This window comes from Blastomonas sp. 34TW (assembly GCF_059803595.1).
In genome coordinates, this window is sequence record NZ_JAPFGW010000011.1 from 54,760 (window position 1) to 76,803 (window position 22,044).

A 22,044-nucleotide genomic window follows, 5' to 3' on the forward strand; every position below is an offset into this window, starting at 1 on the left:
GGGCGCGGCCGGGCACGGGATCAACCGGCCAGCTTTTCCGAGATTTCGAGCATGGCGATGGCGGCGCGGGCAGCGTCGCCGCCCTTGTCCTTCTCGTCCTTCTTGGCCCGTGTCAGTGCCTGAGCCTCGTTCTCGACCGTGAGAATGCCATTGCCGATGGGCAGGCCGTCGAGCGTCAGCGCCATGATCGCGCGCGCGCTTTCGTTCGAGACCACCTCGAAATGATAGGTCTCGCCGCGGATGATCACGCCGATCGCAACAAAGCCGTCATAACGCTGCGTTTCCGACGCCATGGCGATGGCGGCCGGGATTTCCAGCGCCCCGGGAACCGTCAGCGTTTCATGGCTGTGCCCCGCCGCCTTGATCGCGGCGCGCGCGCCCTCGAGCAGCAGATCGTTGAGATGGTCGTAGAAGCGTGCCTCTACGATGAGGAAATGCGCCATGGTCCGGATATCCTGTGATGAAACGAAAAAAGGGGGCTGATCAGCCGGTGGTCCAGGTCGCGACCTCGGCCGCGACCGTGTTTGCCGCCTGGTTCAATGCCGCACCGACCGTCACCGCGTCAACCGTCGCAACCGGGACGCTCGCCTCGAAGCGCTGCTTGCGAAGCGGGCTGCCCGGCTTGCGCACCACCGCATCGAAGCGGACGATCGCAGCGCGCCTGTCCTCATCATAGCCGAAGCGCTGGAGCTGGCCCGAGAGCATCGTGCTGCGCTCGGCGCCGGTCTCGACCTGGTCGAGCACCAGCCGCCCGCTCTTCGCCGCCAGCGTCTCGGCGAGCACGGTGCGGAACAGCCGAGCAGGCTTGTCCGCCCAGACCGCGTCCTTCACATAGGCGATGGCACTGTCGCTGACCTGCACCGGCACTCGCACCTGATCGAGCGTGCGCTCGACCGTGGGGGTATCGACGACGATCGCATCGGTCACCGAGGCGGATGCCATCGATCCCGCCCCCGGCGTGGCGCTGGAAGTGAGCGTCAGCAACTGCGGCGGCGCTTCGGAACCGAAGCTGACGCAACCGGCGAGCAAGGCGCAGGCAGCCCCGGCGGCCAGCAATGAACGGAACGTGGCGGTCATGGCGGGGCCTCTCAATTCTTCGGCTTGTAATCGGGCAGCGGCGGCGCGCTGAGCAGTCCGCCTGCGCCTTCCTGATCGATCTTCTCGGTGATCGCCGACAGCGCGCGCGCGGTGACGCGCAGGTCGCGCACCAGCGCCTCGGTCTCGGGCAATGTGGTGGTCGAGAACTGGCGCAGACCGGGCTTTGCCTCTTCCATCGTCTCGGTCAGCTTGACCAGCGCCTTGTCGGTATCGGCCAGCGTCTTGGCGAGCTGCCGCGCCAGCGGGCGGCCTTCGCTGTCGAGCACTTCCTTGGTCGATTGCGCGGTCATGCCGAGTTGCTCGGCGGCGACCCCCGCCTTGGTCAGCGTCACGCGCAGCTCGGCAAGCGCGGCGCGCAATTCGGGCGCGCTGTCGGCCAGCTCCCCGGTCAGCCGGCCCGAATTCTTGAGCAGGATCGAGATCGACTTCTGGTTTTCGTCCGAGAGGACCTGGGTGAAGCGCTCGGTCAATGTCGCCAGCCGCTCGATCAGCAGCGGCGCATTGTTGAGCAGTTCGCCGAGCGCGCCGGGCTTGGTCGGGATGACAGGCACGCCTTCGGGTCCCGGCTCGGTGATCTCGGGCGCGCCCTGCTTGGCACCGTCGAGCTGGATCTGCGACACGCCGGTAAAGCCGACGCCCTGGATGGTTGCGGTGGTGCCTTCGAGGATCGGCACATGCGCATCGACCTCTATCCGCACGCGCACGAACTGCGGGTCCTTGGCCCACAGCGCGATCTCGGTCACCTGGCCCGAGGGCACGCCCGAATAGGCGACCACCGATCCCTTGGCGATGCCGTCGACCGAGGTCTTGAAGAAGATGTCATAGGGCTGGCGATCGGTCTCGCCCAGCCCCGCCAGCCAGATGACAAAGGCGGCAATGCCTGCCAGCAGCACCAGGGTGACGGTCCCCACCCAGACATGATTGGCGCGTGTTTCCATGGCGTTGGTTATGCCCCTGATGTTCTGATGGTGTAAACCGCCAAAGCGGTGGCGGCGTTCCGGATGGTCATCGCAGGAACCCCCGGCTCTTGCTGCTGGCCGGAAGGCGCTTGCGCTTCAGCTCCTCGTCGGCATGGCTGACAGCGGCTGCGCGACCGCGCGGGCCGTTGAAATATTCCTGGATCCACGGATGATCGGTGGCGAGCAGCTCGGGAATGGTGCCGATGGCGATCACCTTCTTGTCCGCGAGCACCGCCACCCGGTCGCAGATCTCGTGCAGCGTATCGAGATCGTGCGTGATCAGGAACACGGTCAGGCCCAGCGTCCGCTGCAGCTCGCGGGTCAGCGCATCGAAGCGCGCCGCACCGATCGGGTCGAGCCCGGCAGTCGGCTCGTCGAGGAACAGCACGTCGGGGTCGAGCGCCAGCGCGCGCGCGAGCCCTGCGCGCTTTTTCATCCCGCCCGAAAGCTCGGACGGATATTTGTCCGCCGCATCTTCGGGCAGGCCCGACAGCGCGATCTTGTACAATGCGATCTCGCGCCGCAGCTTGCGCGAGATATGCGGATAGAATTCGGCGAGCGGTACCATCACGTTCTCGGCGACGGTGAGCGTCGAGAACAGCGCCCCGCCCTGGAACAGCACGCCCCAGCGGCTGCGGATCGAGACATCCTCTTCCTCGCCGTCGAGGATCGATTCACCCAGCACCTCTATGCGCCCGGCATCGGGACGTTGCAGCCCGATGATCGATCGCATCAGCACCGACTTGCCGGTACCCGACCCGCCGACCACGCCCAGAATCTCGCCATGCCGCACGTCGAGCGACAGGTCCTGATGCACCACCTGCTCGCCGAAGCTGTCGGTCAGCCCCGTGATGCGGATCGCGACGTCGCAGTCCTTTTCCCGCGCCGCGCTCATCCCCAGCCCACTTCGGTAAAGAAGACCGCGAAGAACGCGTCGAGCACAATGACCATGAAGATCGCCTGGACCACGGCGGCGGTGGTGCGCATCCCGACTTCCTCGGCATTGCCGCGCACCTGCATGCCCTGATAGCAGCCGGCGAGCGCGATGATCAGGCCGAAGACCGGCGCCTTGATCATGCCGACATAGAAATCGGTAATCGGCACCACTTCCTGGATGCGCACGACAAAAGTGGCAGGCGGGATCTCGAGCACGATCCAGCATAGGAACGCGCCGCCGATCATCGCGACGATCATCGAATAGAAGCCGAGCAGCGGCATCATCAGCACCGCAGCGGTCACGCGCGGCAGCACCAGCGCCTCGACCGGCGAGACGCCGATGGTGCGCATCGCATCGACCTCTTCGGTAAGCTTCATCGTGCCGATCTGCGCGGCAAAGGCGCTGCCCGATCGGCCCGCAACCATAATTGCGGTCATCAGCACGCCGAGCTCGCGGATGGTCAGTCGCCCGACCAGGTTGACCGTGAACACCTCCGCGCCGAACTGGCGCAGCTGCACCGCGCCCTGCTGCGCGATGACGATGCCGATCAGGAAGCTCATCAGCCCGACAATGCCGAGCGCCGACACGCCGACCAGCTCGAAATGGCGCACGGTTGCGGCCCAGCGGATGCGGCGCGGATGCGCGATCAGCGAGATCACCGAGCGCACCAGCGCGCCGAAAAAGCCGAGCATGCCGAGCATCGAGCCCAAGGCGGTCATCGTCGCTTCGCCGACGCTGCCGAGCACGCGGGCAAACACATTGGGCCGATGCGGCGGCTCGATATCGCTGATGTCCGATCGGCCCACCGCCTCGACCAGGCGGCTGCCCGATTCGCTCAGGTTTACGATCTCGCAACGGTGATCGCGCGCCAGGCGATAGACGACCCAGGCGCCGACGGTATCGATATGCCCCGCATCGGCCATATCGATCAGCGAAACCTGCTGGTCGATGGCCTTCAGCCTTCGGTCCAGATCGGCAATGGTGGTGATGTCGAGATTGCCGGAAAAGCGCAGCACCGCGCCGGTTTCACCGCGCTCTTCGATCGCAAAGTCGGCCGGGGCACCCATATACCGCCCTTCTTGTGCGATAAACGGTGCGATCACAAGCACCTTGGCGCACAATTGGTCGCAACGGATTTTGCCATCATGCAGGCCATACGCGGCAAGCACCGGCTTGTTTCCCGCCGCATTGGCGTTAATGCTCGCGGGCGTGGGGGAGAGGCTGGCCTTTTACGATATGGATCGGACGATTACCGTCCATCCGACATATGCGCGCTTCCTGCTGTGGATGGCGTTGCGCCATGCGCCGTGGCGGCTGGTGCTGCTGCCGCTCTCGCTGCTCGCCGCGATCGGCTATGTGCTGCGTCTGGTCAGCCGCGACCAGCTCAAGCAGATCAACCAGAGGCTGCTGCTCGGCGAGCTTCGGGTTGCTTCGGCTGCAGAATCCATGGCGGCCCATGCCGAGCATGTCTTTGCCACCAATATCCGCCCCGGCGCGCTCGAGCGTATCGCCGCCGATCGCGCCGAGGGCTATCGCATCGTCATCGCCACCGCATCCTACCGGCTCTATGTCGAGGCGATCGCGCGGCGCCTGGGGATCGACGACGTGATCGCGACCGACCTTGTCTCCTCGCACGGCACCGTGCAGCCGAAGATTGCTGGGCACAATTGCTACGGCATCCACAAGGCGGAGATGATCGCCGCCTGGATGGCCGAACACGGGCTCGATCCCGCACAGTGCGCTATCCGCTGCTATTCGGACCATGTCTCCGACATTCCGATGCTCGAACTGGCGCACGAGGCATTTGTCACCAATGCGCATATGCCGATGCGCGTCGTCGCGCGCGAACGCGGCTGGCCCGAGATCGACTGGCCCGGCGCGCTCGCCCCGCAGCACGGGGTGGCGCAACCGGGAGCGACCGGCTAGGCAGAAGGCAAGCCTGCAACATCCGGGGAGCCTCATGAAGACCGCCGCATCGATCCTGTCTGCCGCACTGGCATCCTGCCTCTCCCTTTCCGCTCCTGCATTAGCACAGGCGCCTGGCAATACCGCCGAGGCAGAGGCTCCAGACTATCCCGCCATCCTGCCCCTGCGCGACCAGGCGAAGCTGCGCGACGCCTGGCTCGCCCAGCGGCTGGAGACGGTCGTGCCTGCGCTGATGCGCGAACAGGGCGTCGATATGTGGGTGCTGATCGCGCGCGAATATGACGAGGACCCGGTGGTCGCGACCATGCTCGATGCCCGCTCGATGCACGCGCGGCGACGCACGATCCTGGTGTTCTTCGATCCGGGCGAAGGCAAGCCGGTCGAGCGGATGACGGTGAGCCGCTACGGCCTGGCCGGGCTGTTTGCGCCTGCCTGGGTGCCCGAGCAACAGCCCGACCAGTGGAAGCGCCTCGCCGAGATCGTCGCCGAGCGCAACCCGCAGAAGATCGCGCTCAACATCTCGTCGCAGACCGCGCTCGCCGATGGCCTGAGCCACAGCCAGTACGAGGATTTCGTCGGCGCGCTGGCCCCCGAATTTCGCGAGCGCATCGTGCCCGCCGGTCCGCTCGCGATCGGCTGGCTGGAAACGCGTATCCCGGCCGAGATGGAGGTCTATCCCTCGATCGTTCGCCTGGCGCACGCGATCATCGCCGAGGCGCTGTCCGACAAGGTCATCACGCCGGGCAAGACCACGGCCGAGGATGTGCAGTGGTGGATGCGCGAGAAGATCAGCGCGCTGGGCCTCAAGACCTGGTTCCATCCGTCGATCAACATCTTCCGCGCCAGCGAGGCGGGCGAACTGACCGGCGATGCCATCATCCAGCCCGGCGACATGCTGTGGACCGATTTTGGCATCACCTATCTCGGGCTCAACACCGATACCCAGCATCTCGCCTATGTCCTCAAGCCCGGCGAGAGCGACGCGCCCGATGGCCTGAAGGCAGGCCTTGCCGCCGCCAATGCGGTGCAGGACATGCTGACCGGCGAATTCCGCGTCGGCCTGACCGGCAACGACCTGCTCGCCGCAGCGCGCGCCAGGGCGATCTCTTCGGGCTATCAGCCGAGCATCTATTCGCACCCTATCGGTTTCCACGGGCATGGTGCAGGCCCGGCGATCGGCTTCTGGGACAATCAGGACAGCAGCCCGGCAGGCCGCTATCTCGTCCGCGCCAATACCGCCTGGTCGATCGAGCTCGCCGTTACCAACAACGTGCCCGAATGGGGCGACAAGGCGGTCTCGTTCCGCACCGAGGAGGACATGTTCTTCGATGGCGAAAAGGTGGCGTATCTCGACGGGCGGCAGGACCGGTTCCACCTGATCCGGGGGGCTGCGGACGCGGCGGCCGAGTCAACCGAGCCCGCGCCGGAACAGCTCATGACCGAGCCGGTGGCGGATGCGGGGGAGTGAGGCGATCAGCTCTCTCCTCTTCAGGGGAGAGATACGAAGGCTTGCCAGCTTGTCTGGCTAGCCGGAGTTGAGAGGGGCTTGGGCAGCGCATTCCCCTCTCCCTCCGCCGCTACGCGGCTCCTCCCTCTCCCCTCAAGGGGAGAGGGCGTGATTCAAATGCCCCTATTGATGCGTCCGCCCGAAATCGGGCTTGGCATCGTCCTGGCCCTGTTCGATGATCGAGCGGCGGATCGCGCGGGTGCGGGTGAACAGGGCTTCGAGCTCGTCGCCCTTGTCCCAGCGGATCGCGCGCTGCAGTGCCGAGAGGTCCTCCGAGAAGCGCTGGAGCATCTCGAGCACCGCGTCCTTGTTCGACAGGAACACGTCGCGCCACATCACCGGGTCGCTGGCGGCGATGCGGGTGAAATCGCGGAAACCCCCTGCGGAATATTTAATCACCTCGCTCTGCGTCACGCCTTCGAGATCGCTGGCGGTGCCGACGATGGTATAGGCGATGAGGTGCGGCAGATGGCTGGTCACCGCGAGCACGAGGTCATGGTGGGCGGCCTCCATCGTCTCGACATTGGCGCCGAGCGCCTGCCAGAACGCGGCAACTCGCTCGCACGCCGCCGCATCGGCGCCGTCATCGGGGGTCAGGATGCACCAGCGGCCCTTGAACAAGGACGCAAAGCCTGCCTCCGGTCCGCTATTCTCGGTGCCCGCGACCGGGTGCGCGGGCACGATCACGGCCTCGGGCAGCGCCGAGCGCAAAGCAGTGAGCACGCTCGCCTTGCACGAGCCGACATCGCTAATGATCGTCTCGGGCGAGAGATGCGGGGCCATGGCAGCGGCGGCCGCGGCCATCGCGCCGACGGGGACGCACAGGATGACCATCTCGGCGCTCGCCAGTTCGGAGCCGAATGCGGCGAGATAGCCGTCGCACAGCCCGATCGCCTCGGCCCGCGCGCAGACATCGGCGCTGCGGTCATAGCCCAGGATGCGGGTGTCGGGCAGCGCCTGGCGTACCGCGCGCGCGATCGACGAGCCGATCAGGCCGAGCCCGACGATCGCGATGGTCGCAAACGGCGCGCTCATGCGGTCACCAGATCGCGCAGCACGGCGGCGATAGCGCGCATATGCGCTTCCTCGCCGATGGTGATGCGCAGCGCATGGCCCAGCCCCTGGCCCTTGGGCCAGCGCACGATATAGCCCGCCTGCATCAGCGCCGCATACGCCGCTTCCGCGCTCACCGCGCCCTCGAACAGCACGAGCAGGAAATTGGCATGGCTCGGCACCACGGTCACGCCATGATTGCCGAGCTGCGCGAGTTCGCCCGCCAGCCATTGCCGCCAGACACTGTTGTGCTCGCGCGAGCGGGTGACGAAATGGGTGTCCGCCAGCGCTGCCAGCGCCGCGGCCTGGCCGGTGAGCGTTACGTTGAACGGCCCGCGGATCCTGTTCAGCGTGTCGATGATGCCTGGCGCGCCATAGCCCCAGCCGATGCGTTCGCCCGCCAGGCCATAGATCTTGGAGAAGGTGCGCGTGACCAGCACATTGGCATGGTCGCGCGCCAGATCGAGCCCGTGATCATCCTCGTCCGCATCCAGATATTCCGAATAGGCCTGGTCGAGCACCAGCAGCACATCCGACGGCAGACCGGCATGCAGCCGCGCGATCTCCGCACGGGGTGTCAGCGTACCGGTGGGGTTGTTGGGGTTGGCGAGATAGACGACGCGGGTGCGATCGGTGATGCAGGCGAGCAGCGCATCGACATCGGTGGCATAGAAGTTGTCTGGCGCAACTACCGGCGTCGCGCCGCAGCGCCGCGCGGCAATATCGTAGACCGAAAAGCCGTAGCGGACATAGACGACCTCATCGCCCTGCCCGGCATAGCCCTGGGCCGCCAGGTTGAGCAGCTCGTCCGATCCCGTCCCGCACACGATGCGCGCCGGATCGAGCCCGTGCAGCTTGCCGATCGCCTCGCGCAGCGCGGTGCTGTCCGGATCGGGATAGAGCGAGGGGGCGAGCGCCGCACCGTGCGCGCGTGCCTCCAGCGCTGCCGGGCTGGTCCCGAGCGGGTTCTCGTTGGCGGAGAGCTTGACGAGCGGACGGCCGTCATCGCCGACCGACTTGCCGGGAACATAGGCGTGAATGGATGCGATCCACGATTTGGGCTGGGGCTGGCTGGTCATGGGCCGGGCGCATAGCGCGAGTCGAACGAGAGGGAAAGCGGCGAGCCGCCGTCCCGTCACGGAACATTCGCCCGACGCGTGGCCAGACCGGCCTTTCCGGCAAATTGCTTAACAAAATCAATCACCGATACATTTTTACTGGTCCGCTCAGAGCGATGGCAGCAAGCATATGTTAAGTCTGGATAATTTTCTTGGCAAAAGGCATTTGCGGGTTGCCCCCGGAATGAGGCTGCGTTAAGACTTAGCCCAAGGTCGCCCGGGAAAACGCCAGTGGAATAACTGCGGCGTGATCCAGAATTCGGTCCGGGGTGATGGGTAGGGTCCGTTCTCCCCCGGTGTCCGCAAAGGCTACAGGGGGTGATCTTGGCGACCAGCTTTTTCCGCACACGACGGCTGATTCTCGGCACCGCGACCTGTGCCGGGCTGTTGTGGACGACGGCAGCGCACGCCCAGCAGGTCAATGTTCCGTCCCCGCCCACGCGTGAGGAAATCGAGCGTCCGGTGCAGCAGCGCGCCGAGCGTCCGGCGCGGCTGACCGTCGAAGGCGATATCGAGCGCGCGCCCTGCCCGCTGGCCGATCCTGCCTATGCCAATGTCAAGCTGACGCTCAGCGAGGCCCGCTTCAACAATCTGGGCCCGATTGCGCCGATCGAGCTGCGCCCGCTCTACGAACGCTATATCGGCACCGAACAGCCGGTCGCGGTGCTGTGCGAAATCCGCGATGCGGTTGCCACCAAGCTGCGCCGCGACGGCTATATCGCCGCCGTGCAGGTGCCCACCCAGCGCATCGACAATGGCGTGGTGCAGTTCGAGGTGCTCTATGCCAAGCTCACCCAGATCCGCGTGCGCGGCGATGCGGGCAATGGCGAAAAGCTGGTCGCCAGCTATCTCGAGCGGCTGACCGAAGGCACGGTGTTCAACCAGAAGCTGGCCGAACGCTATCTGCTGCTCGCGCGCGACCTGCCGGGCTATGACATCCGGCTGACGCTGGTGCCGGCGGGCACCGGCCCGGGCGAGCTGATCGGCGACGTCACGGTGCGGCGCACCCCGTTCGAGGTTGATCTCAACGTCCAGAACCTGGCCGCGCGCGATGCCGGCCCCTATGGCGCGCAGCTGCGAGCGCAATTCTATGGCCTGACCGGCATGGGCGACCGCACCTATGTCTCGGCCTATTCGACGCTCGATTTCCAGGAACAGCAGATCGTGCAGGCGGGTCACGAATTCCGCGTCGGATCGGAAGGCCTGACCCTGGCCGGGCGCTTCACCTATGCCTGGACCGAGCCCGACATCAACTTGCCTGCCGGGGTCGCCGCCAAGATCACCGCGACCACCCTGCTCGCCAGCGCCGAGGCGCGCTATCCGCTGCTGCGCAGCCAGGCCGGCTCGCTCTACAGCGCGGTGGGCCTGGATTATGTCGATCAGGACATCGATTTCATCGGCCCGCTGTCGCGCGACCGCATCCGCATCGCCTATGCCCAGCTGTCGGGCGAGGCGATCGACATGGCGAATGGCGCCTCGCCGCGCTGGCGCATGGCCGGGCTGCTCGAATTCCGCCAGGGCCTGTCCATCCTTGGTGCGAGCGATCCATGCAATTTCGTCTGCGCGCTGGTGCGTACCCCGACCACGCGCGGCGACGGCGACCCGACATCGACTCTGATCCGCGGCGAACTCTCCGCCGAGGCGGCGCTGGGCGACCAGGGCTCGATCTTCATCCGCGGCCGAGGCCAGCTCGCCTTCGATCCGGTGCTCAGCTTCGAGGAATATTCGGGCGGCAACTTCACCATCGGGCGCGGCTATGATCCGGGCACGATCGTCGGCGACGATGGCGTCGGCTTCCAGGCCGAGCTGCGCGGGCCGCAGATCAGCCCGATCAAGGATGTCGATTTCTCGTTCCAGCCCTTTGCCTTCATGGATGTCGCCTGGACCTGGGACGATGGCCGCCCCGGCGATCCGCAGCGGCTGAGCTCGGTCGGCATCGGTGCACGCGCACGGCTGAGCGACCGGTTCCGGCTCGATGTCACCGTCGCGGTGCCGACCGACGCCGCCGGCCTGCGCACCGACACGCCCGACCCGCGCATCCTGTTCACCCTCACCACCCTGCTTCTGCCCTGGGGAGCCCGATAATGGCCCATGACCGCACCCTGACCGCCCGCCGCATCCTGCTGGCCAAGGCGACTTCCGCGATGGCGCTTGCCACCGGGCTGGCCATCGGCACGGCGGGGCCCGCCTTTGCCCAGGTAGCACCAGGCGGCGGCGCGTTCGAGGGGACGCCCACGGTGGTATCGGGCGGGGTGAACATCACGCGCGGCACGGGCACCGACAATATCCGCGTCGATACCAACCAGGCGGTGATCAACTGGACCACCAACGACACCGCGATCGGCGGCGGCGTCATCAACTTCCTGCCCAACGGCCGGACCGCCTTCTTCCGCAACAACCCCACAGCGCAGAACAATTTCACCGTTCTCAACCGCATCATCCCCACCGATCCCAGTCGCGCGATCGCGATGAACGGCACGATCATCAGCCAGCTGCAGACCGGGGCTGGCCTGGTCCAGGGCGGCAATGTCTGGTTCTACAGCCCCGGCGGGATCGTCATCGGATCGACCGGAGTGATCGATGTCGGCGGGTTGCTGCTGACCAGTCTCGACCCGGTGCGCGACGGCGCAGGCAATTTCATCGATGCAGGCGGCAGCTTCGCCCTCGGCCCGGCGGCATCGGCGACCAGCTATGTGCAGATCGATCCGGGCGCGCTGGTTCAGGCGACACCTCAGAACAGCTATGTTGCGATGGTCTCGCCGATCATCCGTCAGCGAGGTACGGTCGACGTCAACGGATCGGCGCTGATGGTCGGTGCCGAGGCGGCGACGATCACCTTCGGCACGGGCGGACTGTTCGACATTCAGATCACCACCGGGACCAATGGCGACCCGGCGTCGAACGACCCCGTCAACGGCAATGCCGCTATCTTCCACGATGGCACGACCGCCGGACCGGTGAGCAGCGGCGCTGGAGACAATCACCGCATCTACATGGTGGCCGTTCCCAAGAACAACGCCATCTACAATCTGATCGGGGCAGGCAGCACTCTGGGCTTTGATGTGGCCGGTGCTGCCGATATCGTCGGCAACTCGATCGTCTTGTCGGCCGGGTACAACGTCTTCGGCGATACGATCGATACGAATGCCCCGGTGAATCCGGCCCAGCAGGCGCGATTCTTCATCGTCAATTCGAATGTCAACTCGGCCATGCAGGGGGCCGGATCAACCGAGATCATCGCCGACGCCATCGCCGGAAACCTGAATTTCGCCAGCAATCTGTCCCTGTATTCGGCGGGCGCTGCGAGGCTTTATGGGCGGAACGGCGGGATCGCCACCATTGCCGGCGATCTGCTGATCTCTGCAGATCGGGTGGGCACCATCGACGGCCAGTCTGTCACAGGTGGCGTGGCTCAGCTCTACGCGTTTGATGGCGGTACGGTCCGGGCGCTGCGCAATGTGAGCGTTTCGGCCAATGGCGAAGGTGCGGGCAATTTGAGTGGCGGCGCTGTTGGCGCCGGGACGGGCGGCATTGCCGATATCCGTTCCTATGGCAATTCGCTGCTGGATATCGTCGGCACGCTGACTGTCAGTGCGGACGGCCGCGCGGGCAGCAGCGGGAGCACCGGCACCACCGGTAACACGGGCACCGGCGGCACCGTCATCGTGAGTTCCGGCCGCAACGCCTCTGCCGATACCAATTCGACGATGCTGATTGGGGGCAACGTCCAGATCAGCGCCAATGGCTTTGGCAGCAGCAATTTCGGCAACGGCAATGGCGGCATCGGGCGGGGAGGATCGATCCAGATCGATTCCGGCGCGGGCAATGGCATTGCCAGCGCCAACAATGTCCTGACCATCAACGGCTCGATTCTCGGCAATGCGGACGGCTTTGGCGGCTCGGCTTTCAATCTGGGCACGGGCGGCGCTGGCATCGGCGGAAACAGCACGATCAATGCAGGCGTCGGCGGACGGATCAACGTCGCAGGCGATGCCACACTCACCGGATTCGGGTTCGGCGGCAATGCCGATGATGGCACCGGCAATGGTGGCAATGGCACCGGCGGACGCGCCACAGGCCAGATTTTCGGCAATGGTGGCGTGCTGAGCTTCGCTTCCAGGCTGACTTTGCAGGCAACCGGTGTCGGCGGCATCAGCGGCACCAGCGCAACCTCGGTCGGCGGCACGGGGCGCGGCGGCAATGCCACGCTCACGTTGTCGCCTGTCCAGAGCGGCGGCTCCATCACCGTACAAGGTCTGACCCAGATCGACGCGCTCGGCCTCGGCGGCGACGGGACCATCGGTGGCGATGGCCTTGGCGGAGCAAACGCAACCGGCGGAGGCGCGTTTGTCAGCGGACAGGGCGCTGGCACGATGACGCTGAATGGTGGCGTGCAGATCACGGCAGGCGGCGTCGGCGGCAGCGCGCAGCAGGCGGGCCTTGGTCGCAGCGGCAACGGCACCGGCGGCAGCGCGCAGATGATCGCCAACGGCAACAGCATCCTCAACATCACCGGTGATGTCGACATCAATGCCAATGGCGCCGCTTTCAGCTCTTCGCTGACCGGGGTCGATGGCGGCAACGGCACGGGCGGCAATGCGTCCATCTCGCAGAATGGCGGAGGCCAGATCACCATCACCGGCAATGCCTTCGTCGCTGCTACCGGCACGGGTGGTGACAATACGGGCGGCGGCGACGGCATTGCAGGCAACGGCCAAGGCGGCGATGTGCGCATCGCGGTCAACGATCGCTTGATCACCATCACCGGCAACGCATCGACCGATGCGCGAGGCTTTGGCGGTGCGAGCTTTGGCGGTCTTCGCGGCGGCAACGGGACCGGCGGGCTTGCCAATCTGGGTGCCGGCGCGGGCACGCTCTCGATCGGGGGCATCGGTACGACCAATGCCGATGGCACCGGCGGAAGCGCGATCAGCGGCAACGGATCGGGGGGCATCGGCACCGGCGGCCAGGCGATCATCGGATCGATCCTGGGCGGCATCATCCAGATCGGCAGCACCGCCGAACTGAGCGCACAGGGCTTTGGCGGCCAAGGCTCGGGCGTTGGCACCTCGGGCGGCGTTGGCGATGGCGGCGATGCGCAGATCTTCGCGCAGACCAACGGTAGGGTCACCGTGACCGGCGAGACCAACATGAACGCGTCCGCGTTCGGCGGATCGGGCGCTGCAGGCGGCAATAGCGGAGCGGCGACCGGCGGCTTTGCCAATATCCTCTCGCTGGGCAATGGCCAGATCGCGCTCAGCCAGAATGTATTCATGTCGGCGCAGGGCCTGAGCGGCGTCGTACGTGACGGCGCAGGCAATTCGGGCGCCGCGACCGGCGGTTCGGCGATCGTCGAATCGCGCGATAGCGGCGGAAACATCACAATTTCGGCCAATCTCGTCGCTGATGCGATCGGGGATTCGGGCTCTGCATTTACCGGTACCATCGGCGATGCCTTGGGGGGCACCGTAGCGGTTCAGGCGCAATCGGGCTCGATCAGCATCCTGGGCACGACCTCGCTGGATGCCAGCGCCTTTGGCGGCGACAGCCTGCTGACCGGCAATGGCGGCAATGCCACCGGCGGCCGCACCGCAGCGGTGGTGTTCGGCACCGGCGGCGGCCAGATGGTCTTCGGCAACGCGCTGACCCTGGCGGCAAACGGCATCGGCGGATCGGCACAGAGCGGCAATGGCGGCGCGGGCACGGGCGGCCTGAGCGAAACCGGCACGATCGGGGTGATCGGCAGCTTCAATTTCGGCGGCCTTATCTCGATGGTCGCCAATGGCACCGGCGGCAATGCGCTGGTGGCGGGCAATGGTGGTGCCGGTGCCGGCGGTACCTCGCGCATCGGCGCGAACGAGAGCAACATGACCGGCGGCGACATGTTCGTCGCGGCTGTGGCGCGTGGCGGCGACGGCGCGCTGGGCGGACGCGGCGGCGATGCGACGGGGGGCCTCGCTACCCTGATCTCCGGCGGCAGCCAGGCCACCCGGCTGCTCGATTTCGACAATGTGACGCTGCTTGCCGACGCCTTTGGCGGCGCGGGCGGCGCTGGGGCCAATGGCACGGTCGGCGGCGCGGGCGGCGCGGGCGGCAATGCCACGGGCGGGCAGACCCAGGCCATCGGCACGGCCCGCGGCGGCCAGCTCGACATCCTGACTCTGCAGGTGTCGATGAACGGCTTTGGCGGCGCAGGCGGCGCGGGCGGCACGGGATCTGCCGGCCTTGGCGGCAATGGCGGCGCTGGCGGCATCGGCACCGGCGGCAACACGCAGATCGGCACGGTCAGCAGCACGATCACCACCGGCCCCAATCCAACGCCGACCGGCTTCATGGTGATGACCGATGCCTCGCTTCAGGCCAATGGCTTTGGCGGCGCTGGCGGCGATGGCGGCGTCGGCACCACCGGCAACGGCAATGGCGGCAATGGTGGGCTGGGTGATGGCGGCGATATCTTCTTCGCCACGCGCGGATCGCTGACCCGGGTCAATAACCTTACCATGCTGGCCAATGCTGATGGCGGCAATGGTGGCGGGGGGGCGCTTGCCGGCAATGGCGGCAATGCGATCGGCGGCGTGATCGGTCTGGAAAGCACCGAGCAGTTCCAGGCACCCACCAACCGCGGCACCCTGATCGCGAACGACATCATCGCGATTGCCAGGGGCACGGGGGGAACCGGTGCCATCAGCGGCACGACCACCCAGGAGACGGGGTCGTTCGTCCGCGCGGTCAATGGCGACCTGACGGCCAACAGTCTGGTGTTCAACATCGGCAATGCCGGCGATGCGCCAGATCCGACCGGTATCGTCGAGGATTACATCCGGGTGACCGATGCAGCGGTAAACATCGCGAACAGCTTCACCTTCATTACACCGGGCCAGCTATCGGTTCTGGTCAACAATGGATCGGTCACGGCAGGCGGGTTCGGCTTGCAAGCGGGAAGCTTCGTCGCCGACACGGTGGTGACAAGCCCGACCAATATCGGCACGATCACGGCCAGTGCCATGGATCTGCGATCCGATGGCGCGATCATCGTCACCGCCAATCTGGCCACGCCCGGCAGCTTCACGGCCGTAGCGACTGGTACGATCAACCTTGGCAACATCAACGCTGGCGGCGTCATCGGCATGCAGGGCGCGGCGCTGCAGCTCGGCAACCTGACGTCCGGCAACCATGTCAATCTCACATCGACCTCGGGCGCGATCAATGCAGGCGTGATAACCGCCGCCAATTTTGTCGCCATGACGGCAGCAAATGGGCTGACCCTCTCTGCCGTGACCGCCACCAACGGTTATATCGACCTGCTGGTCAATGCCGGCAACATGACCATCGGCAACCTTGCGGCCGGCACGTTCATCGTGCTCGATACCCGGGCTGGCAACATGGTGCTGGGCGACATCAGCTCGGGCGAGGACACCGATATCGAAGCCGTCGGATCGGTTCAGTTCGGCAATGCCGTGACGGGGCTGGAATTCGCGATAGAGGCGCTCGGAAACATCACGGGCGGCAATGTCAACGCCTCCGGTGCGGTGCCGACGACGAGCTACAGCGTCGGCCTGCTGTCGCAGACCGGGAATATCCAGGTCGGCAACCTCACCGGCGCGCGCAATATCGGCTTCATCGCTGCCGGAACGATAACCGCCGGATCGCTGAGCAGCGGCGAGAATATCGTGGTTTTGGGCACCGGCGACATCGCCTTTGGCGGCCCTGTGACCACGGGCAGTGCGGCCAGCCGCTATTTCTATGTCGGCAATGCCTCGATGGTCTCGGCTCTGGGACCGGATTTCGACCCGACGCCGCTATTTGCCCTCGCGCCCGTCCGCACGACGGGCGGCCTCGCCGTCAATGGCGGCGTTTCCTCGGGCAATGTCCGCGCAGGCGTCGGCACGGGGGCCAATTTCGGCGGGACCGTGACGGCGGCGACCGGCGGCATCGCGATCACCGCCAACAGCATCACGGCGCAGGCGATGAACGGGGCGCTCGGCGTCAACCTCACCACCACCAGCGGCGCGCTCGGCACCGGGGCGATCAGCGCCAGCGCGGGCAATATCGTGCTCACTTCTGCAGGCACGATCACCGCAGGCACGCTTGCAACCGGCACCGGCGCCAATCTGGCGGTCACGGTCGATGGCCAGGGCGCGGTCAGCATCGGCGGCGTGACCGCGACCGGCGCGGCGCAGCTGCGTTCGCGCGCGGCGAGCTTCACCTCGACCGGCGCGATCACGGCGGCGGCGGTCAGCATCAGCGGCACCGCAGCCACGCTGGCCAACGTCACCGCCACCACCGCCGGCATCACCATCGGCGCGACCGGCGGCAACCTGGCCTTTGGCGCGCTCAGTTCGGCCACCAATACCCAGTTCAACGTGACGGGATCGGTGACCGGCGGCGACATTACCGCAGGCACCTCGATCGGCACGATCGTCACCGGCAACATGACGCTGGGCAACCTGCGCACCACCGCCGCCGGCACGACCTCGACCGGGTTCAGCATTGGCCTCGGCGCGGGCGGCACGATCACCACCGGCACGATCAACAGCTTCGGCCTGCTCGGCATCGGATCGGATGACGGCCAGGGCAATTTCGGCAACGCCACCAGCATCACCACCGGCGCGATCACCGCAGGCGGAACTGTGCTGGCGCGCGCCAACCAGGGCATCGTGACCGGCGCGATCAGCTCGACCAACGAGATCCGCGTTCGCGGCGCCAGCGTGACCACCGGCGCGCTCCAGGCGACTAATGCGGTGTTCGCCGCGGCGCTGAACGGCAATCTCAACACCGGCAACGTCACCACCGGCACCAACGCGCTGCTGCTCGCCTCGCAGAGCATCAGCACCGGCAGCATCGCCACCGGCACCGGCGGCACGACGCTGCTCGCCAGCAGCGCGGGCCTGGCACCGACCGCCAACCTGTCGCAGATCGATCTCGCCGCCCTGCTCGCCGCCACCCCCACGCGCGTCGGCGGCAGCGTGTCGATCGGCGCGACGACGACCGGAACGCTGCTCGGCGCCTCGACCAGCACATTCTCGGCCAACAGCACGATCACGGCAGGCACGCGGATCAGCCTGGACGTCGGCGGCACGGCGGTGTTCGGCGGGCTAGCGGCCGCTCCCACCATCGCGATCAGCTCGGGCGATATCGCCTTCTCGCAAGGCGGCGGCCTGGGCAATGCCAGCACGGGCACGATCACACTGACCGCCAACCGCAGCGGCGCGGTGGTCATCGGCGGCACGGGCGACGGGCAGTCGCAGCAGAGCGGCTACACGCTCGACGGCAGCGAAATCTCGCGCATCCGCGCGCAGGCCATCGTCATCAATGCGCCCAATGTCTCGTCGACCGGTACCGGCGTCGAGATTCGCGCGCTGACGATGAACGGGTCGAACGCGTCGAGCGGCGTCAACCTCAACGGTTCCGAAGGCAGCCTGACTATCGACACGCCGGGGACCATCCGGGTCAACGGCAATGCCGTGTTCAACGCGATGGCCGCGAACAACCGGGTGTCGCTCAATGCGGGCCGCGTGGAGATCAACGCCGATACCGGCGGGCTCTTCCTCAACGGCAGCTCGCCGGGCGGCATCCTCTCGATCAACGCCAACAACATCCATGTCGCGAGCGCCTCGCTGCTCGAGCGGCTCGCGGAAAACGTCAATTTCGTCGGACGCGACACCGCGCTCGCCCTGCCGATCACCACCGCACGCCCCGATGGCGTGATCCAGGCCTCGAGCCTGAGGTTCACGGTGGGCAGCACGCTGCTGATCCAGAATACCGGTACCTCGCTGCTCAACGCCGGTTTCTTCGGCCGCGTCGGCAGCTTCCAAGTGACCCCGCGCAGTTCGCAGAGCCAGGGCACGCCCAACCTGATCGATCTGGTGATCTATGGCCAGCTGCTCGATACCGGCGATCTGGTGCGCAACGGCACCTCGGTGCGCGACCTGATCTTCCCGCGCTCGACGAGCAGCACCGGACAGGACAGCGGCGGCCCGAGCGGCTTTACCAGCACGTCCAGCGTCAACGGCTGTCTGCTGAGCGCCATCGCGTGCGGCGGGGGCGGCATTACCGAGACCGGTCCGACCGTGATCAGCCATGCAGGTCCGCCGCCACCGACCCCGGCGGCCGAGCGCGAGGCGCAGCAGGAACAGGAAGAAGCCGAAGCCGCCGCCGAAGAGGCCGCGCGTGGCGAGGCCGCTCCGCGCAAGCCGATCATGCCGCCGGTGACCATCGTCAACACCCGCCGCCTGGGCGTCGAGCCGATCATCGACGAGCCCGTGACCAGCGGCGGCAACCCCAATCTGCAGCTCGACGTGCCGCTCGCCGAAACCGTGCCCGATACCGGAGGACAGCCATGATCCGCCCCTCGTCCCTTCAGCCAGGCCTGGCCCGCGCGCTGCGGCATGGCGGCACGGCCCTGGTCGCTCTGGCGGCGGGGCTGAGCTCGCCCGCGCTCGCCCAGACGCAGGAATCGATCGCATTGCGTGACAGCTTCCGCGTCGGTTCGGCAGGCGTGCTGTGCACGGCGCAATACCGTCCGACCGATCCGGCACTGACCAGCATGTTCGATCGCGGTTACCGGGTGGTGTGCCGCGATGCCGCCAGCCCGGTGGCCTCGCTCTATGCGCTGCGCGGCGGCGAGGGCGACCGGTTGGCGCAGTATCTGGATGCAGCAAAGACCCGTCTGTCGTGCGGCGAGAAGCAGGTTACCGAGGTCGAGACTGCGGGCGGGGCGAGCGTGATCGAATGCAGCGATCCCAAGGCCGGGGTCGATTATCGCATCTATGCTGCCGTGCGCGGCGATACGGTCTTCGTTGCCGAAGGGCTTTCGGGTTATGATTCGGCGCTGAAGCTGGCGCTTGCGGCGCTGGTCACCGACCGCGCCGTGCCCGGCACCGTCGATGTCGCCACCACCCAGGTCAGCGATCCCGCCGCATTTGCGCGCATCCAGGCCGGCACGCTCGACGAGGAATCGGCGCGGGTCGAAGCCTATATCCGCAACAATTACGGCGCCTATGCCGAGTCCGCCGAATTTTTCGAAACACTCGCCGCGCGCGAACAGGGCGGCAGCGAGCGCAGCGCCGAGTTTCTGGCCAATCAGGCGCTGCAGCTGTCCAACATGGGCGATTTCGCCACCGCAGGCGCGCTGTTCGCGCGTGCTGATCGGCTGGTCGCCGCCAGCGATGGCGTCACCCAGCGGATGATCCGCAATTTCCGCGCGATCGATGCGATCAACCAGCGCAACCCGGCAGTAGCGCTCAAGGTGCTCGACCGGCAGGTGTCGATCGACACCGAGATGGTCGGCGAGACGCGGCTGTCGCAGGGCGAGATCACCAAGATGCTCGCCGATCAGATCAACCGCGAGAATGCAGGGCTCAAGCGGCTGGGCGGGGTCGATTCGAGCCTGACCGGGGCCGAGCGCGCGCAGATTCTCGACGGCCAGGCGCTGCTGCTGCGCGGCACCGCGCTCCGCCTGTCGGGCCAGAGCGATCAGGCGCTGACCGCGCTGCAACAGGGCATCGACACGATCGTCGCAGTGCGCAACGGCCGGATCAGCTCGACCGGATGGCTGCGCGCGGAGGTGGCGACGCAGCGCGCGCTGATCCAGGAATCGCGCGGCGATTTCGCAGGTGCGCGCACCGGGCTGACCGAGGCGCTCGACATCTACAGGCTCGAATATCCGCAATCGCCCGGCCTGCTCAGCGCCAAGGGACGCCTTGCCGCATTCCTCGCGCGACGCGGCGAGGCCGATGCCTCGATCGCGCTGTATGACGAGATCGTCGCCGAGGGAGAGGCCGTGCCGAGCGCGCGCGCCGCGATGAAGGAGATGCTGGCGCCCTATTTCGCCCAGCTCGCCGCGCGCGCCGACAACGATCCTTCGGTCGCCGCGCGCATGTTCACCGCCAGCCAGCTGCTCCAGCGCCCAGGCGTCGCACAGACCCAGGCAGTGCTCGCGCGCGAGCTGTCCGAAGGCAATGACGAAGCCTCGGCGCTGTTCCGCCTGGCGGTGACGCGCACCCGCGAGATCGCGCGCACCAGCGCCGAGATCCAGCGGCTCGAGGCGCTGCCCTCGCCCACGCCCGACGATGTCGCCGCGCTGGCCCTGGCGCGCGAATCGCTCACCACCCAGCAGAACGAGCAGACCGCGTTGCAATCGCGGCTCGGCCAATATTCGCAATATCGCGTGCTCTCGCCGAGCTCGGTGACGCTCGCCGAACTGCAGAAGCTGCTCGGGCCGCGCGAAGGCTATTACAAGGTCAGCTTTGTTGGGCAGACCGTCTATGGCCAGCTGATCACCGCAGACAGGGTGCGCACCGTCAGCATCGCGCTCACCCGCGCCGACCTTGACAAGGTGGTGGCCAAGCTGCGCGATTCGATCGTCGTCATCGAGAACGGTCAGCCGACCAACTATCCGTTCGACGTGGTCGAGGCGCGCAAGCTCTACGAGGCGCTGTTCCCCGGGCTCAAGCAGGATCTCGCTGCAATCGAGCATCTCGTCTACGAGCCCGATGGCGCGCTGCTGCAGCTGCCGCCCGGCCTGCTGGTCGAGGATCAGAAGGGCGTCGATGCCTATCTCGAGCGTTCGGCCGCGATCGACGCAGACCCGTTCGACTTTACCGGTGTCGCCTGGTTCGGGCGTGACCGCCGCTTCTCGATCGCGGTGTCGCCGCGCTCGTTCGCCGATGTGCGCACCATCGCGCCGGCGCGCGGCAAGCAAACCTATCTGGGCGTCGGCGAGAACGCTCCGCCGCCCGAGCGCATCCAGCTCGCCTCCGCGCAGCGCGATGCAGATTGCGAATGGCCGGTCGCCACCTGGATGGACCCGATTTCGCCCGCCGAGCTCAAGCTGGCGCAGAGCGTGCTGGGCGCAGGCCGGGCGAACGTGATCACGCAGCAAAGCTTCAGCGATACCGCGCTGCTGAACCGCGACGATCTCGATGACTACCGCATCCTGCACTTTGCGACGCACGGCCTGGTCACCGCACCGCGCCCCGAATGCCCGGCGCGCCCGGCGCTGGTGACCTCGTTCGGTGACGCGAGCTCGGACGGGCTGCTCAGCTTCAAGGAAATTTTTGACCTGAAGCTCGATGCCGACCTGGTCATCCTCTCCGCCTGCGACACCGCAGGGCTCGCCACCGTCTCGGCCTCGCGCGAAGCGGGGATCGAGACCGGGGGCAATTTTGCGCTCGACGGTCTGGTCCGCGCCTTTGTCGGCGCCGGCGCGCGCTCGGTGCTGGCGAGCCACTGGCCGGTGCCCGACGACTTCAACGCGACCGAAAATCTGATCTCCTCGCTGTTCAAGGCGAGCCCCGGCACCGCGATGAACGAATCGCTCGCCAGGGCGCAGCGCGCAGCGATGGACGACCCGCTGACATCGCATCCCTATTACTGGGCGGCGTTCATCCTGCTCGGCGATGGCACCAAGCCTCTCGTGAAATAGCCCCGGACTGGTCAAGACGG

The 22,044-nt window shown here is 66.7% G+C and carries 12 protein-coding genes; 5 read left to right on the forward strand and 7 right to left on the reverse strand.

Going from position 1 to position 22,044, the window contains the following annotated elements; translation table 11 throughout:
• Window positions 1–20: 20 nt before the first annotated feature.
• The 5 genes from ribH to OPU69_RS14590 form a co-directional block, all read right to left on the reverse strand.
• Window positions 21–443 carry a 6,7-dimethyl-8-ribityllumazine synthase gene (ribH, locus tag OPU69_RS14570; protein WP_060978899.1) on the reverse strand — a complete coding sequence of 141 codons (423 nt, stop codon included), beginning with the start codon at window positions 441–443 and terminating at the stop codon, window positions 21–23.
• Window positions 444–483: 40 nt separating this feature from the next.
• Window positions 484–1,077, reverse strand: coding sequence for an ABC-type transport auxiliary lipoprotein family protein (locus tag OPU69_RS14575; protein WP_060978898.1), 594 nt, complete (start codon window positions 1,075–1,077; stop codon window positions 484–486).
• A gap of 11 nt (window positions 1,078–1,088) precedes the next feature.
• The gene (locus tag OPU69_RS14580; protein WP_060978897.1) at window positions 1,089–2,036 is read right to left on the reverse strand and encodes an MlaD family protein; all 948 of its coding nucleotides are present in this window, start codon (window positions 2,034–2,036) and stop codon (window positions 1,089–1,091) included.
• Between the two features lie 67 nt (window positions 2,037–2,103).
• Window positions 2,104–2,952: an ABC transporter ATP-binding protein gene (locus OPU69_RS14585; RefSeq protein ID WP_498511986.1), complete on the reverse strand. Its 849-nt coding sequence runs from the start codon at window positions 2,950–2,952 to the stop codon at window positions 2,104–2,106.
• Window positions 2,949–4,061 carry an ABC transporter permease gene (locus tag OPU69_RS14590; RefSeq protein ID WP_066114761.1) on the reverse strand — a complete coding sequence of 371 codons (1,113 nt, stop codon included), beginning with the start codon at window positions 4,059–4,061 and terminating at the stop codon, window positions 2,949–2,951. Before OPU69_RS14590 ends, OPU69_RS14585 begins: the two co-directional genes overlap by 4 nt.
• Window positions 4,062–4,191: 130 nt before the next feature.
• On the opposite strand from OPU69_RS14590, the gene OPU69_RS14595 reads away from it, so the two are divergent.
• Complete coding sequence (locus tag OPU69_RS14595; protein WP_286130821.1) at window positions 4,192–4,920, forward strand: HAD family hydrolase; 729 nt, start codon at window positions 4,192–4,194, stop codon at window positions 4,918–4,920.
• 34 nt (window positions 4,921–4,954) lie between these two features.
• Entirely contained in the window at window positions 4,955–6,388 is a 1,434-nt protein-coding gene (locus tag OPU69_RS14600) for a M24 family metallopeptidase (protein WP_498511988.1), read from the forward strand.
• A 162-nt stretch (window positions 6,389–6,550) separates the two neighbouring features.
• Here OPU69_RS14600 and OPU69_RS14605 read toward each other — a convergent pair whose 3' ends face one another.
• Window positions 6,551–7,462, reverse strand: a complete 912-nt coding sequence (locus OPU69_RS14605) for a prephenate/arogenate dehydrogenase family protein (RefSeq protein WP_498511990.1) — start codon at window positions 7,460–7,462, stop codon at window positions 6,551–6,553.
• A complete protein-coding gene (hisC, locus tag OPU69_RS14610; protein ID WP_498511992.1) occupies window positions 7,459–8,559 on the reverse strand; it encodes a histidinol-phosphate transaminase in 1,101 nt (366 codons plus the stop codon). The genes OPU69_RS14605 and hisC overlap by 4 nt, the downstream gene beginning before the upstream one ends.
• Window positions 8,560–8,922: 363 nt before the next feature.
• Here hisC and OPU69_RS14615 point away from each other — a divergent pair, with 363 nt between their 5' ends.
• From OPU69_RS14615 to OPU69_RS14625, 3 genes are read left to right on the forward strand one after another with little or no spacing between them, the layout of a single operon-like run.
• Window positions 8,923–10,683, forward strand: coding sequence for a ShlB/FhaC/HecB family hemolysin secretion/activation protein (locus OPU69_RS14615; RefSeq protein ID WP_156445409.1), 1,761 nt, complete (start codon window positions 8,923–8,925; stop codon window positions 10,681–10,683).
• Window positions 10,683–18,941 carry a beta strand repeat-containing protein gene (locus OPU69_RS14620; protein WP_498511995.1) on the forward strand — a complete coding sequence of 2,753 codons (8,259 nt, stop codon included), beginning with the start codon at window positions 10,683–10,685 and terminating at the stop codon, window positions 18,939–18,941. Before OPU69_RS14615 ends, OPU69_RS14620 begins: the two co-directional genes overlap by 1 nt.
• Window positions 18,938–22,024, forward strand: coding sequence for a CHAT domain-containing protein (locus OPU69_RS14625; RefSeq protein ID WP_498511997.1), 3,087 nt, complete (start codon window positions 18,938–18,940; stop codon window positions 22,022–22,024). The genes OPU69_RS14620 and OPU69_RS14625 overlap by 4 nt, the downstream gene beginning before the upstream one ends.
• Window positions 22,025–22,044: the final 20 nt, after the last annotated feature.

Bases quoted from the DNA above. Each gene is read 5' to 3' on its own strand.
- OPU69_RS14585 (WP_498511986.1), bottom strand. From the start codon at position 2,952: ATGAGCGCGGCGCGGGAAAAGGACTGCGACGTCGCGATCCGCATCACG.
- OPU69_RS14595 (WP_286130821.1), top strand. From the start codon at position 4,192: ATGCTCGCGGGCGTGGGGGAGAGGCTGGCCTTTTACGATATGGATCGG.
- OPU69_RS14625 (WP_498511997.1), top strand. From the start codon at position 18,938: ATGATCCGCCCCTCGTCCCTTCAGCCAGGCCTGGCCCGCGCGCTGCGG.
- ribH (WP_060978899.1), bottom strand. From the start codon at position 443: ATGGCGCATTTCCTCATCGTAGAGGCACGCTTCTACGACCATCTCAAC.
- OPU69_RS14620 (WP_498511995.1), top strand. From the start codon at position 10,683: ATGGCCCATGACCGCACCCTGACCGCCCGCCGCATCCTGCTGGCCAAG.
- OPU69_RS14590 (WP_066114761.1), bottom strand. From the start codon at position 4,061: ATGGGTGCCCCGGCCGACTTTGCGATCGAAGAGCGCGGTGAAACCGGC.
- hisC (WP_498511992.1), bottom strand. From the start codon at position 8,559: ATGACCAGCCAGCCCCAGCCCAAATCGTGGATCGCATCCATTCACGCC.
- OPU69_RS14605 (WP_498511990.1), bottom strand. From the start codon at position 7,462: ATGAGCGCGCCGTTTGCGACCATCGCGATCGTCGGGCTCGGCCTGATC.
- OPU69_RS14600 (WP_498511988.1), top strand. From the start codon at position 4,955: ATGAAGACCGCCGCATCGATCCTGTCTGCCGCACTGGCATCCTGCCTC.
- OPU69_RS14575 (WP_060978898.1), bottom strand. From the start codon at position 1,077: ATGACCGCCACGTTCCGTTCATTGCTGGCCGCCGGGGCTGCCTGCGCC.
- OPU69_RS14580 (WP_060978897.1), bottom strand. From the start codon at position 2,036: ATGGAAACACGCGCCAATCATGTCTGGGTGGGGACCGTCACCCTGGTG.